Raw genomic sequence first — 14,076 nt, forward strand, 5'->3', positions numbered from 1 at the left:
GTCAGCCCACCTCCGCGACGGCCGGTGAGTCCACGACATAGCCGACGAGATCGCCGACGGTGAGCGCGATGATCTCCTCCAGCCCGCGGTCGGCGATGAACGCGGCGAAGTTGACCCGCTCGCCGTAGAACTCGCGCAGTTGGGCGGAGAGGGTGACGAGATCGATGCTCTCCAGCTCCAGGTCGTCGTGGAAGGAGGTGTCGAGGGTGATCTCGGAGTCGTCGAGCCCGTACTCCTCCAGCACGGTGCGCAGGATGGCCGAGATGTCGGCGAGCGCGGTCGCCGCGTCGGGCGCCGACGCCTGTCCCCTGTCCGACTGGCCCACGGGACGGTCGAGTTCAGTGGTCATCTTCGTTCTCCTGATCGTTGACAGCCGTCCAGGCCACGACGTACTCCTTGTCGCGCCCCGCGGACGGCCGGGGGGTGGTCAGCGCACAGTGCCGCACGCGGTACTCCTCGCCCGCGGTGCGGACGGTCAGCCGGTCGCCGTCGACCGAGGTGATCTCGAACCGCTTCGGCTCGCCGCCCAGTCCGGTGCCGCGCGCCTTCGCGACGGCCTCCTTGGCGGCCCAGAAGCGGGTGAACCAGAGCCGTTCGGGGGCTCCCCCGGCCGGTGGACGAGCGACGTGAGCAGCTCGCGTTCGGCGGTGGTGAGGGCCACGGCGAGGGTGCCCTCGGGGCGGTCGGTGACTTCCTCGATGTCGATGCCGCAGGGTCCGTCGACCCTGGCCATCGCCACGGCCGTCTCGCCGCGGTGGGCGATGGAGACGTGCAGTTCGGGCAGGGTCCTGCCGTAGCCGCCGGTCACGAAGGGGCGGCCGGCCGGATCGTTGCCGACCCTGACCTCGGCCGGGTAGACGGGGCCCGCCCCGGCGTCCCACATCACGTTCCGTACGGCGTCCTTGGCGGCGATCCGGCCGAGCAGCCACTGCCGCCGGCCGCGCGGGGCGTGCGCCGCGTACCGTTCGCGTTCCTCGCCCGCCAGGATGTTGCGCATGATCAGCTCGCGGGTGGCCAGATCGGGCCACTCCTCGTGGACCAGCGCCCAGCCGCCTGGCTGCATCCGGGACAGCGTGTACCGCTCGGGCTCCCGGTCCACCTTGCGGATGCGTGGATTACTGTCGAACCGGCGGTCCTGCCAGCCGCTGAACTCCGCCCACACCCGCCCCCGATGGACCAGCTGCATCTCCGCCTCGAGGGTGGCGTCGGTGACGGAGGTGATCCGGATCAGGCACTCCAGGCGCTCGCCGGGAGCGGGGTGCGGCCCGTGGAAGCGGATCTCCTTCATGCCGACCGGGAACACCGTCGTCCGCACCGGCTGCCGGGCCATGATCCAGTAGCCGAGGAGCTGCCCCACGTTGTCCAGCAGGGCGCCCGGAGCGGGCGGGGTGACGAGCACCCCGCGTACGTGCCGGTCGCCGACCGCGGTCAGTTCGGCCAGGCCCTGGAAGCGCGGGCCGTGGAACATCCAGCGGCGCGAGTACAGCTCCGCCGCGGTCAGCTCGGGCTTCTCCTCCCGCTCGGCGGGAAAGGTCCAGGGCTCCGGAGGTGTGAACCGGGGCCGATCCTGGGCGAGTTCGACCGTGGCGCGGGCGTAGGGGCCGAGTGAGGCGGTGACTCTGTCCGGGCCCTCGGGGACGATCCGTACGGGGATGTCGACGGCCGGAGTGGCGGTGATCCACTGGTGCAGCCGTACGTCGTGGACGGCCACCGCGCGCCGGCCCGGCGCGGCCCGCTCGGCGAACTCCATGAGATGGGCGATCACGGTCGTGCCCGGGACCACGGGCCAGCGGTCGGCGGGATCGGCCTGGGCGGGCTGCCGGAAGAAGCAGTGGTCCAGGAGGTACGGCATGGTGTCGACGGAGACGCGGAGGGTTGCTTCGAGGGGCTGGGGCTGGGGTTCGGGGGTGGCCGGCTCGGCCGTACGAAGGTCGGCGCCGTTCTTCGCAGGCGTGCCGCCCGTACGGGGGTGGGGCGGGCGCCCGGCGTCCGTACGGGGGAGGGTCGGGGCCCCGCGTCCGCGTCGCCCCGCCGTCACCACGTCCGAGGCGAGCGCCGTCGCGTCCCGCAGCAGTGCCGACAACTCCGCGCCCAGCGGGCCCTGTGCCGCCAGGTCGTCGGCCTCCTGGGGCGCGGTGTGCCGCGGCCGGGCCAGCGCGGCGCTCAGCCGCTCGCGGGTCTCCGCGTCCAGGGAGACGTTCGCGCCGCCGAGGTCCAGCCGCACGGGACGGCTCGTACGGTGGACCGTACGGGCCGCTGTGACGGTCGAGGCGCCGCCCAGCAGCGGGACGAGGTCCGGTGCGGCCCCGTCCGCCCACAACGCGCCGGCCACACGGTGGAGTTGGGGCAGGCCCGGGCGGTGCGGGGAGTGCGCGGGGACCACGAGGTGGTCGCGGCCGTGCAGGGTGTCGTCGATGAGCGAGCCGAGCTGTCCCGCGCCGAGCTGGACGAACGCCCGGAAGCCCGCCGCGTACATCGTCTCCACCAGGGGCCGGAAGCGGACCGGCTCCAGCAGATGGCGGATGAACAGCTCGCGGATCGCGGCCGGTTCGTCCGGGTAGGGGGCGACGGTCGTCGCGGACCACAGAGGCAGCGCGGCCGGGTGCAGGGTGTAGGCCTCGGCGGCCTTCCTGATCGGGTCGAGGTAGGGCTCCAGCATCGGAGTGTGGAAGCCGGAGCGGAACGGCAGGATCTGCGAGATCACCGCCCGGGCCCTGAACACCTCGACCAGTGCGGCGACGGCGGGCTCGGGGCCGCAGATCATCGACTGGTTGGGCGCGTTGTCGTGGGAGAGGAGCACGTCACCGCGGCCGTCCAGCTCGCTCAGCACCACCTCGGAGGGGGCGCCGATCGCGGCGAAGGCCAGCCCGGGGACGCTCAGCGCGTCGGGGTCGAAGTCGGCGAGGAAGGCGTCGACCTCCTCCGGAGGGTGGATTCCGGCGGCGGCCATCGCGGTCCACTCGCCGAGGCTGTGCCCGGCGAGCGCGTCCGGGACGACGCCCAGGCGGCGCAGCGCGGCGTCGAGGAGCCGGCCGAGCTCGAAGACGCCGGTACCCTGCCGGCCCACGTCACCCACGGTGGCGTCGGTGACGGCGCGCGACCAGGGCAGCCCGAAGTGCCGGGCGACGTCCTCGGAGTTGGGCGCGAACTCGGCCTCGAGGCCGGGGAAGACGAACGCGAGCCTGCCGCCGCCGGGGCCCAGCAGGGGGCGCGGCACGAACCACACGTCGCCCCGACCGCGCCACCCCTTCCCCTTGGCGACCGCCTTGCGGGCCAGCGCAAGGCGCTTGGCCGTCGGCCCGACGACGGCGATCCGCACCGGATCGGTGGCGGGGGCGCGTTCGTCGAGACCGGCGCTGATGATCGCGGAGTCGGAGCGGTCGAGGAGCGCGGCCATCGCCTCGGGCGTCGGCGCGGTCAGCCGCAGCACCGGCTCCGGCTCGTACACCTCGGCCGGCCGCCGCGCGACCGCGACCTCTTCGAGCACGACGTGCGCGTTGATGCCGCCGAACCCGAAGGCGTTGACGGCGGCCCGGCGCACCGGCTGCCGGTCGTCGGTCCGCCAGGGCAGGGCGGCGCCGATGGGGGTGAACCGGGTGCGGGCGAGCGCCGGATGCGGGTCGTCGCAGTGCAGGGTCGGCGGGAGCACCTGGTGGTGGACGGCGAGTGCGGCCTTGATCAGCCCGGCGACGCCCGCCGCGGGCATGGTGTGGCCGATCATCGACTTCACCGAGCCGATGACGGCGTCCGGCGCGTCGCCGGAGGCGTCTGCCGATGGTGGGCCGAACACTTCGGCGAGCGTCGTGAGTTCGGTGCCGTCGCCCGCCGGGGTGGCGGTGCCGTGTGCCTCCAGGAGGCCGATCGAGCCGGGGGCGGACGGGTCGAGCCCGGCGGCCTCCCAGGCCTGGCGGACCGCGCGGACCTGGCCGCCGGAGTCGGGCGCCATCAGACTGGTCGTACGTCCGTCGGAGGCGACGCCGGTGCCGGTGATCGCGGCGTAGATCCGGTCGCCGTCCCGCTCGGCGTCGGCGAGCCGCTTGAGGACGACGACGCCGGTGCCCTCACCGATCAGTACGCCGTCCGCGCCCCGGTCGAACGGCCGGATGCGCTCGCTCGGCGAGAGCGCGCCGAGTTGGCTGAACACGCTCCAGAAGGTGATGTCGTGGCAGTGGTGCACCCCGCCCGCCAGCATCACGTCACAGCGTCCGCTGCCGAGTTCGCGCACGGCGTGGTCGACGGCGATGAGCGAGGAGGCGCAGGCGGCGTCCACGGTGTAGGCGGGCCCGCGCAGGTCGAGCCGGCCCGCCAGCCGGGACGCGGCGAGGTTGGGCACGAGACCGATCGAGGACTCAGGTGCCTCCGGTCCGAGCCGGTCGGTGAACGCCTGCCGCACCGCCTCCAGTCGGTCGGCGCCGAGGTCCGGCAGCAGCTCGCCCAGGGTGCGCACGAGCTGGCTCGCGGTCCGCACCCGCTGGTCGAGCCGGACCAGGCCGGGGGTGAGGTAGCCGCCCCGGCCGAGTACCACACCGACCCGGTGCCGGTCGGCGGGCAGCCGGCCCTGGCCGCCCGCGTCGGCGAGGGCCGCCGCGGCCACCCGCAGCGCGATCAGCTGGTCGGGCTCGGTGGCCGGGACCGCGGCCGGCATGATCCCGAACTCGGTGACGTCCACCTCGGCCAGCTCGTCCACGAAACCGCCGCGCCGGCAGTAGACCCGGTCGGCGCGGGCCTCGGCGCCGGGCGCGTAGTACTCCTCGGCGTCCCAGCGGCCTGGCGGCACCTCGGTGATGGCGTCGACACCGGAGACCAGGTTGTGCCAGTACGTGGCGAGGTCGGGGGCGCCCGGGAAGAGCACCGACATGCCGACGATGGCGATGGGTTCGGCGCGGGGGCCGGTCACCTCGGTCACCAGCCCGACGCGGTGTAGACGACGGCGGTGTCGCCCTCGGGTCCCCAGGCCAGCTCGCGCAGCAGGCTCATGGTGCCCTCGTCGGGGTCGATGAGCTGGATACCGCGGCCCGCGTAGTGCCGCATCAGCTCGGGGGTGACCATGCCGTGGTTGCCGTCGCCGGTCGGCGCCCATGGACCCCAGTGGACGGTCAGTCCGCGGCGGCCGGTACCGGAGCCCGCCCAGCGGGCGCCGAGGGTCTCCAGGGCGTCGTTGGCGGCGGCGTAGTCGGACTGTCCGCGGTTGCCGAGGGCCGCGGCGATGCTGCCGAACAGCACGGCGAACCGGGGGCCTTCCGCGTCCGGCAACTCGCCCAGCGCGGACAGTAGTTCGCGCGCCCCGTCGACCTTCGTACGGAACACCCGGTCGTAGGACCGCGGTCTCTTCTCGGCGATCAGCTTGTCCTCGATCACACCCGCCGCGTACACGACGCCGTCGATCCCCCCGTGCTCGGCGTGGATCTCCTTCACCGCCCGGCGCACGGCGTCGCCGTCCAGCGCGTCCACGGTGCGGTAGCGGACCTCGGAGCCGAGCGCGGCGAGTGTGCGCAGGGTGGCGCGCACCTCGCGTTCGGCCTGGATCCGGCCGACCGCCCGCTCGATCTCGGCGGGGACGCGCAGCCCGCCCGCGATGAGCGCGCTCCGCAACTCACCGGCGGTGCCCGCGGCGGCGAGCGCGGGGTCCTCCGCGCCCTCGGGCAGGGCGGTGCGGCCGAACAGTTCGATCCGGCAGCGGCTCGCGGCGGCCAGCGTCGCGGCGAACCGGGCGGTGATCCCCCGGGCGCCGCCCACCAGCAGGACGACCGAGTCGGCGTCCAGGCCGAGCGCGGCGGCCTCGGCGGCACCGTCCCCGGCCGGCCCCGCGCCCGTGCTGCCGAGCAGACCGAGCCTCTCCTCGGCCATGCGCAGTCCACGCCGTGTGCCGGGGGAGCGCAGGACGACCGGCTCGTGGTCGGGCGCGGTGAGTTCGGCGACCAGCTCCGCGGCGATGTCCTCGGGCGCGGTGCCCGGCGCGTGCTCGACGACCCGGGCGACCGTGTCGGGGTACTCCCGCGCGAGGGACCGGAAGAAGCCGCGCAGCCCGGCGGAGGCGCCCGCGGCCAGCACCCAGCGCGGGTTGCCCGCCAGCACCCGCTGGTAGGCGGGGAAGACGTCCGGCAGGACGGGCGGGGCGTCCGGCGCGACGAGGTGCACGATCCCGTCGAACTCTCCCTCGGCCGGGGGTTCTTCGGCGGTCACCGCATGGGCGCCGTACACGGTCAGGCGGGCCGTCAGCGCCGCGGCGACCGGTCCGGAACCGAGCAGCAGGAAACTGCGACCGATCAGCAGGTCACTGGAGGGCGCCGGATCGGCGGGGGCGAGGTCGAACTCCCGCATCACGAGACGCTTGGGCGCCACGACGACGGGTTCGGGGGCGGCCGGCCCGGCTTCCGGGCCCGCGGGTTCGGCCGCCTCACCCCGGGCGCCCGCCACCAGGGCGGCGATGTTCGCGGCGGTACGGGCCTTGGTCAGTTCTTCGACGTCGGTGTCGCCGGTCGTGGTGAGGCCGAGGCGGGTGGCGAGTTGGCCGGCTATCTCGGCTCTCTTGATGGAGTCGACGCTGAGGTCGGCTTCGAGGTCGAGGTCGGGTTCGATCATGTCGACGGGATAGCCGGTACGTTCGCCGATCACGTCGAGGACGACGGCGAGGACGGATTCGGCGGTCGGGGCGGACCCTGCGGCGGGGGCGGAAACGGGCGCCGGGGTGGCTTTCGAGCCGGTCACGCGCTCGATCAGCGCCGTGATCGCGGCGGCGGTACGGGCCTTGGTCAGTTCTTCGACGTCGGTGTCGCCGGTCGTGGTGAGGCCGAGGCGGGTGGCGAGTTCGCCGGCTATCTCGGCTCTCTTGATGGAGTCGACGCTGAGGTCGGCTTCGAGGTCGAGGTCCGGTTCGATCATGTCGACCGGGTAGCCGGTGCGCTCGCCGATCACCTCGAGCACGACCGACAGCACCGAGCCGCCGGCCGGTACGGCCACCGCAACCGGCGCGGCGGGGGGCAGTGCGGTCACCGTCACCGAGGTGTCGGCGGGCAGCGCGGTCACCGTGACCGGAGCGTCGGTGTACGTGATCGGGGCGGCGACCGCGGGACGTATCCCCGGATCCCCTCCCAGGTACCCCAGCATCACATCCCGCTGCGCCGCGATCATCTCCCGGCTCGTGCGCAGGAACTCGCTGATCAGGGCCTCGGACCCGGTGGCCGCCGCCACCGGTCCGACCGGGCCGCTGTGGGTCACGAGGGCCTCCGGGACACGCTCGGCGGGGTGGAGTGCGGCGGCGGGGATCACGCCGTCCGCTGTACGGATCAGATGGCCGTCGACCGTCCACGCGGCGCGCCTGGGACGCGGGGCGCGGGCGTCGGCGGGGACCGCGTCCCGGCCCTGGAAGAGCCACGCGGTCCTGATGTCCGCACCGGCGACGGCAAGTTGGGCGAGCGCGGCGAGGAACCCGGCGAGACCGGCACGTCGGCCCTCCTCCAGGGCGACCGTGCGGTGCGGCCGGTCGCCGAGGACCGCACCCACCAGCCGGGTCAGCACCGAGCCGGGTCCGGCCTCGACGAAGACGCGGGCCCCGGCCTCGTACATCGCCTCGATCTGGTCGGCGAACCGGACCGGGGAGCCGATCTGCGCGGCGAGTTCGGCCCGGATCTCCTCGGGGAGCCGCGGGTAGCGGGTGGCCGTACGGTTCGACCAGACCGGGAAGTCGGCGGGGGCGAGGGGGACTTCGGCGAGCACCTCGGCGAAGGTCTCGCCGGCCGCCGCGATCAGCGGGCTGTGGAACGCGCAGGCGACCGGGATGCGCTTGGCGCCGAGCCCCTGGGCGCGCAGTCGCTCGACGGCGGTGAGGACGTCCTCGGTGGGACCCGAAATGACCGTCTGACGGGGCGAGTTGTGGTTGGCCGTCACCACCGAGTCGGCCAGGCCGGCGGCGGTGAGGGCCGCCGCGACCTCCGGTTCTCCCGCGGCGACGGCGGCCATGGTGCCGGGGTCGCCCTCGCCGGCGGCGCGCAGGATGGCGGCGGCGCGTTCGCGGCTGATGCGCAGAAGCGCGTCGGGGGTGAGGGCGCCCGCCGCGGCCAGCGCGGCCAGTTCTCCGTAGCTGTGGCCCGCGGCCATCGCCGGGCGCACGCCTGCCCTGGTCAGGAGCTGGAACGCGGCGAGCCCGGTCAGACCGAGCGCGGGCTGCGCGACGGTGGTGTCGGTGATGCGCTCCTGCTGCTCCTTGCGGCCCGTCTCGTCGAAGGCGGCCGGCGGGAAGAGAACTCGGGCCGTCGTCTCGTCGAGCCGCAGGTGGCGCTGGAGTTCGGGGAAGGCGACGAAGAGTTCGGCGAACATCCCGGGGCGCTGGCTGCCCTGCCCGGGAAAGAGCAGTGCCACGTCACCCGTCTCGTCCTCGTCGGCAGCGAACAGGCCTTCCTTCGGGGCGTGTGCACCGGTGATCGCGCGACGCAGCAGCGTCGTCAGCTCCTCGGTGGACCCGGCGACGAAGGCGATCCAGGTCCGGGCGCCACGGGTGCCCGCGGTGCTCGCCGTGCTCGCCGTGCTCTGGGTGGTGGCGGCCTCCGCGCGCCGGGACGCGGCGAGCGCGAAGTCCCGCAGCCGCCACGGCTCGTACGGACCGGGATCCGCCTCCACGAGGGCGAGCAGTTCGCAGGCGGCCCGTACCGCCGCCGCCCGGTCCGCGCCCCGGAACGTGAAGAGCTCGGCGGGCCAGTGCTGGGCCGAGGTGGCCGGCGGCGGCCCATCCCCGTGGGCCCGCAGGACGACGTGGAAGTTGGTGCCGCCGAAGCCGAAGGCGCTGACGCCGGCCACCCGTTCGGCCGGGGCGGCGGACCAGGGGCGGGCCTCGGTGTGGAAGGCGAACGGGCTGCTCTGCGCGTCCCAGGCCGGGTTCGGCTCGGTGAGGTGCAGGGTCGGCGGCTTCACACCGGTGTGCAGGGCGAGCGAGGTCTTGATCAGTCCGGCGAGTCCGGCCGCGCACTTGGTGTGCCCGATCTGCGACTTGACCGAGCCGAGCGCGCACGCGCCGGGTGGAGCCCCGGCCTCCTCGAACACCCGGGTGAGAGAGCCGAGTTCGGTGCGGTCACCGACCACGGTGCCGGTGCCGTGCGCCTCGACGAGCCCGACCTCGGCGGGCGAGATGCCGGCGTTGCGGTAGGCCCGGGTCAGCGCGTTGTACTGGCCCTCGGGCCGGGGCGCGGTCAGCCCGAGCGCCCGGCCGTCACTGGCGCTGCCGACGCCCTTGATCACCGCGTACACCCGGTCGCCGTCCCGCTCGGCGTCGGCGAGCCGCTTGAGGACGACACAACCGACGCCCTCGCCGAGCGCGATGCCGTCGGCCGCGCTGTCGAAGGGCGCGGAGCGGCCGGAGGGCGAGAGGGCGTGGGCGGAGGCGAAGAGCAGGTAGTCGTTGATGCCGTTGTGCAGGTCGGCGCCGCCGCACAGCACCAGGTCGCTCGTCCCGCTCGCCAGCTCCTTGCACGCCACGTCGACGGCGGTGAGGGAGGAGGCGCAGGCGGCGTCCACGGTGTAGTTGGCGCCGCCGAGGTCGAGGCGGTTGGCGATCCGGCCCGCGATGACGTTGGCGAGGATGCCGGGGAAGGAGTCCTCGGTGAGCTTGGGCAGCTGTTCGTCCAGCGCGGGCGGCAGGCTGCCCAGGTAGGCGGGCAGGACGGAGCGCAGGGTCATCGCGTTGGACAGGTCGCTGCCCGCCTCCGCGCCGAACACGACCGACGCGCGGGTCCGGTCGAAGGACCGGCTGTCGTAGCCGGAGTCCTCCAGGGCGCGGCGCGCCGCCTCCAGGGCGAGCAGCTGCACCGGCTCGATGGCGGGCAGCGAGGCGGGCGGGATGCCGTACCGCAGCGGCTCGAAGGGGATCTCGGGTAGGAAGCCGCCCCAGCGGGAGGGGGTCTTCTCCCCGGCGCCCCGCGGATCGTGGTACAGCCCGGCGTCCCAGCGGGTCGCGGGCACCTCGGTGACGGCGTCCTCGCCCGCCAGCACGTTCGCCCAGAAGGTGGCGAGGTCGGGGGCGCCGGGGAACATGCAGGCCATGCCGATGATCGCGATGTCCAGCGGTTCGGGGGAGGGTTCGGCGGCGGGTTCCCCGATGCCGAGGGCCTCCCGCCGCGCCGCGAGGAAGTCGGCCGCGCCGCTGGTGACGGAGGCGTGCAGCTCGGCGACGGTGGTGACGGCGGAGCGCAGCACGGCGACCTCGCCGGCCATGAACATGCCCTCCGCGAGCTGTCTGTCCTCGCCGACCGCGCTCAGCCCGCCGTCGACCCGCTCGATGCCCTTGCTGGCCAGCCGCAGCCGCCCCACGTTGAGCCGCTCCAACTGCTCCCAGGCCTCGCGGCCGAGTGTCCCGCGGGCGGCCAGGTCCTCCTTGACGGCGGCGAACTCGTCGGTGAACGCGCTGTGGACGCAGCGGGTGGCGTGTCCGGGAGCGGTCTCCAGGAGGTCGGTGCGCTCGGCGTCGATCACCTGCCGCTGGAACAGGGGCAGCACCGCGCCCGCGCTCACGGCCTCCTCGGTGAACAGGTACGCCGTGCCCATCAGCACGCCCACGGCGGCACCCCGCGCGCTCAGCGGCGCGGCGAGCGCGGTGACCATGGCGGCGGAGCGCTCGTCGTGCACCCCGCCCGCGAAGAACAGCTGAAGTTCGGTGGCGGTGCCGTTCTTCGCGCCCGCCAGGAAGTCGTCGAGCACGCCGAGCTGCGCCTCCCACAGCGGGAAGCTGTTGCGCGGCCCGACATGGCCGCCGCACTCGGCGCCCTCGAAGACGAACTTGCGCGCGCCCGCTTCCAGGAACTGCTTCAGCAGCCCCGGCGACGGCACGTGCAGGAAGGTGGAGATGCCCACCTCCTCCAGCGCGGCGGCCTGCGCGGGACGCCCGCCCGCGATGATCGCGTGGGACGGGCGGATCTCCCGTACGACCTCCAGCTGGGCGGCTTTGATCTCCTCGGCGGCGAAGCCGAGGACGCCGACGCCCCAGGGCGCGTCGCCGAGCGCCTCCCTGGTCTGTTCCAGTACGGCACGGGTCTGGTCGGCGCCGGACAGCGCGAGCGCGATGAAGGGCAGCCCGCCGTGGCCGCTCACCTCGGCGGCGAACGCGGCCTGGTCGCTCACCCGGGTCATCGGTCCCTGGGCGACGGGCAGTTCGCTCCCGAAGGGGCGCCCGCCCGAGGCGTCGGGGCCGAGCGAGGCACCCGCGTTCTTCGCCGGGTCGAGACCGGGACCCGCGCTCTTCAACGCGTCGAGGACGGCGTCCCGTACGCCCCGCACCGCCGCGTGGACAGTGCCCCAGCGCTCCTGGAAACGGGCGGCGAGGAAGCCGTCCTGACCGACCTCGGGGGCGGGCGTGCCCGCCTGGGCACCCCGGCGCCGTACGACTCGGCGGCCGTCCTGCACGGTCGTCTCGGAGCCGTCGAGACCGGCGAGCAGCGCGGAGGTCCCGGCGGGCAGGTCGGCCTCGGCCTCGGCGAGCAGGGCGAGCTGGGTGTCCAGGACGACACCGGCGCCACCGCCCGCGACGACGGCCGCCGCGGTGTGCGGGCCCGCGCCGCCGCAGGCCCAGACCGGAAGGTCCCACTCGCCGTCGTCGAGGAGCTGTTGGAGCAGTACGAAGGTGCTCAGCTCACCCACGGGACCGCCCGCCTCGTGACCCCGGGCGATCAGCCCGTGTGCCCCGGCCGCGGCGGCCCGTAACGCCTGGGCGCGGCCGGTCACCTCGACGAGTACGCGATGGCTGGGGAAGTCCGCGGGCGTGCAGGAGGCGTCGGCGGTCAGCAGCACGGTGTGGACACAGGCGGGGAGGTCCCGCGCGGGAAAGGCATCGTTGTCGCGGAGCCGTACGCCGAAACCGGCGGCCGACCATTCCTCGGCCGGCGCGAGTTCCGCCGCCGCCCGGCGCCCACCCGCGGTGAGGTCGAGCACCCCGAGGCCGCCCGCCCGTACGGCGGCCGCCGTGACCCGAGCCGAGGGGACGGCGAACGGGTTCAGGGCGATGACGATGTCCTCTACGGCAAACAGGCCGGAAGTATCGAACTTCGACACAGGCACGCGAACGCTCCAAATCGCACGAGGGTGAGGATTGGCGGGGGAGAGCGGAGAGCGCTTGCGCTTCACAACAAGCCGACAGCTGATGTGAAGCACGCTCATGCTTATTGCGCATCCCCGTGAAAGTCAAACTCTCAAGGAGGCTGCCATTACCGGACGTAACACGGTCGACACAGCCGCCGCCGAGCCAGATGCGAGCTCGCAACAGAGGCCTCGTTCCGGGGAGTTGAGGGGGTCGGTGACTGCTGGTCGGTCGGCTCCGCGCCCCCGATTCAGCCTGCGGCAATGCCTGCTGACGCAGTGTCGAACAGGGGGTCCACTTCGATCTTGCGGAAACGAACTGTTTCCCCCGCTGTAAATTGAAACTTTCATTAGTTCCCCTCTTCATAATCAAAATTCACGGTGGGTGGAAGGGTGGGATTTCGGCACTTGAGGGTGAATGGCCACGATTCGTACTCGTCGGTAAGTTGGCTCATTTCAACAGCACGGCCCGGCCGCGGGAGCGGCCGGGCCGTGGCTGGATCCACAGGTGCCTGGGTGGGTCACCCGGCTAGAACGTCGCGTCCTCCCTGGCGGGCGCCGTGTCGGCGGGCTGGGTGTAGAGCGGGTGGTCGAAGTGCCGGAGGTAGCGGCCGGCGCCGCTGTACGACTCGAACGAGACACCGGAGTCCGTGTCGGCGAGGCCGGCTCGCCGGTAGAAGCCGGCGTCGTTCCCGAAGGCGGCGGTGCCGTCGCCCCTCTCCATCCAGACCTCGTTGTTCTTCTGGTGGAGGTAGAAGCCGGGGTGGTTGGCCGATTCGAGGGAGACGGACCCGGTCCCGGCGAGCCCGCTCACCACCCTGGACTGCGAGGCGGCCAGGTTGGTGACGTTCGGCTCGATCTTGGCGCGGAAGTCCCGGGGATGGTCATCCGACCACAGGAAGCCCCGCCGTACCGGCCCGCTCGGGATGGCGTACGCCCACCCGCCAGGGACCGCCCGCGGCCACCACGTCACCACCGGCGTTCAGGCAGAACCGCGAAGTCCCCCCACCGCTGAGTCCAGGTCGTCACCTTCGCGCTCGCCCTGCTCGGGCTCGTCGTGATCGGCCGGACGGTACTGCGGCGCGGGCTGAAGCCCTTCAGCGACATGGCCCACACCGCCCGCGGCATCACCTCGCACAACCTCACCGGCTCGGCGGGGCTGGAGGCGCGGGCCGGGGGCGGGCGTGGTGGACCCGAGGTCGAGGAACTGCGCACCGCGTTCAACACCATGCTGGAGCACATCGACGACGCGCTCGCCGTCCGCACCGAGGCCGAGCAGCGACTGCGCCGGTTCGTCGCGGACGCCTCGCACGAGCTGCGTACGCCCCTGATGTCGGTACGCGGCTACGCGGACCTCTTCCAGTACGCCGCCGCCAACGAGCCCGGGGAACGCGAGAAGCACCTGGCCCGGCTGCGCGCCGAGGCCGCCAGGATGGGCGTACTCCTCGACGACCTGCTCCTCCTCGCCCGCCTGGACGCCGCCGAGGTGGAGACACCGCTGCGGCTGGAGGACGCGGACCTGACGGAGCTGGCGCGGGAGGCCGCGGACGCCTTGCGCGCCGGGCGAGGGGAGCACGTGCTGTCCGTGACGGCCGGTCCGGACCCGGTGCGCCTGCGCCTGGACCCCCTGCGGATCCGGCAGGTCCTCGACAACCTGCTCACCAACGCCGCCATGCACACCCCGGCGGGGACGAAGGTGCGCCTGGAGGTGTCGGCCACGGGGTCGGGGCAGGCGGTGGGCGTCGGCTCGTCCGGCACGGCGGTCGTGCGGGTCTGCGACTCCGGGCCCGGGATCCCTGCCGCCGACCAGGAACGGGTCTTCGACCGGTTCTACCGCGTCGACAAGGCCCGCAGCCGCGACCGCGGCGGCAGCGGGCTGGGCCTCGCGGTCGCCCGCTCACTGGTCCGGGCACACGGCGGCACCATCGAGGTGACCAGCCGCCCCGGTTCGACGACGTTCACGATCCGGCTCCCCCTCCCGCCCGCGCTCCCGTGACCACGGGGGAGTACGTCCACACG

4 protein-coding genes and 3 pseudogenes are annotated in these 14,076 nt (G+C 73.8%); 1 reads left to right on the top strand and 6 read right to left on the bottom strand.

Going from position 1 to position 14,076, the window contains the following annotated elements; all coding sequences use genetic code 11:
• Position 1 precedes the first annotated feature (1 nt).
• The 6 genes and pseudogenes from AAFF41_RS36355 to AAFF41_RS36380 all read right to left on the bottom strand — a co-directional run.
• On the bottom strand, positions 2 to 349 hold the full coding sequence (locus AAFF41_RS36355) for an acyl carrier protein (protein WP_319750916.1): 348 nt from the start codon (positions 347 to 349) through the stop codon (positions 2 to 4).
• Positions 339 to 545: pseudogene (locus AAFF41_RS36360) on the bottom strand (hypothetical protein); the annotation flags it as partial. The pseudogene AAFF41_RS36360 and the gene AAFF41_RS36355, both read right to left, overlap by 11 nt.
• Entirely contained in the window at positions 476 to 4,906 is a 4,431-nt protein-coding gene (locus tag AAFF41_RS36365; RefSeq protein WP_343325275.1) for a beta-ketoacyl synthase N-terminal-like domain-containing protein, read from the bottom strand. The gene AAFF41_RS36365 and the pseudogene AAFF41_RS36360, both read right to left, overlap by 70 nt.
• Positions 4,903 to 12,039 (bottom strand): SDR family NAD(P)-dependent oxidoreductase, encoded by a 7,137-nt coding sequence (locus tag AAFF41_RS36370; RefSeq protein ID WP_343325276.1) that lies wholly within the window; start codon positions 12,037 to 12,039, stop codon positions 4,903 to 4,905. Before AAFF41_RS36370 ends, AAFF41_RS36365 begins: the two co-directional genes overlap by 4 nt.
• Before the next feature lie 547 nt (positions 12,040 to 12,586).
• The gene (locus AAFF41_RS36375; protein WP_343326402.1) at positions 12,587 to 12,985 is read right to left on the bottom strand and encodes an AbfB domain-containing protein; all 399 of its coding nucleotides are present in this window, start codon (positions 12,983 to 12,985) and stop codon (positions 12,587 to 12,589) included.
• A pseudogene (locus tag AAFF41_RS36380) lies at positions 12,972 to 13,061 on the bottom strand (FAD:protein FMN transferase); the annotation flags it as partial. The pseudogene AAFF41_RS36380 and the gene AAFF41_RS36375, both read right to left, overlap by 14 nt.
• 11 nt (positions 13,062 to 13,072) lie before the next feature.
• On the opposite strand from AAFF41_RS36380, the pseudogene AAFF41_RS36385 reads away from it, so the two are divergent.
• Positions 13,073 to 14,053, top strand: a pseudogene (locus tag AAFF41_RS36385) (sensor histidine kinase); the annotation flags it as partial.
• Positions 14,054 to 14,076 lie beyond the last annotated feature (23 nt).

The organism is Streptomyces mirabilis (assembly GCF_039503195.1).
Classification (GTDB): Bacteria; Actinomycetota; Actinomycetes; order Streptomycetales; family Streptomycetaceae; genus Streptomyces; species Streptomyces mirabilis_D.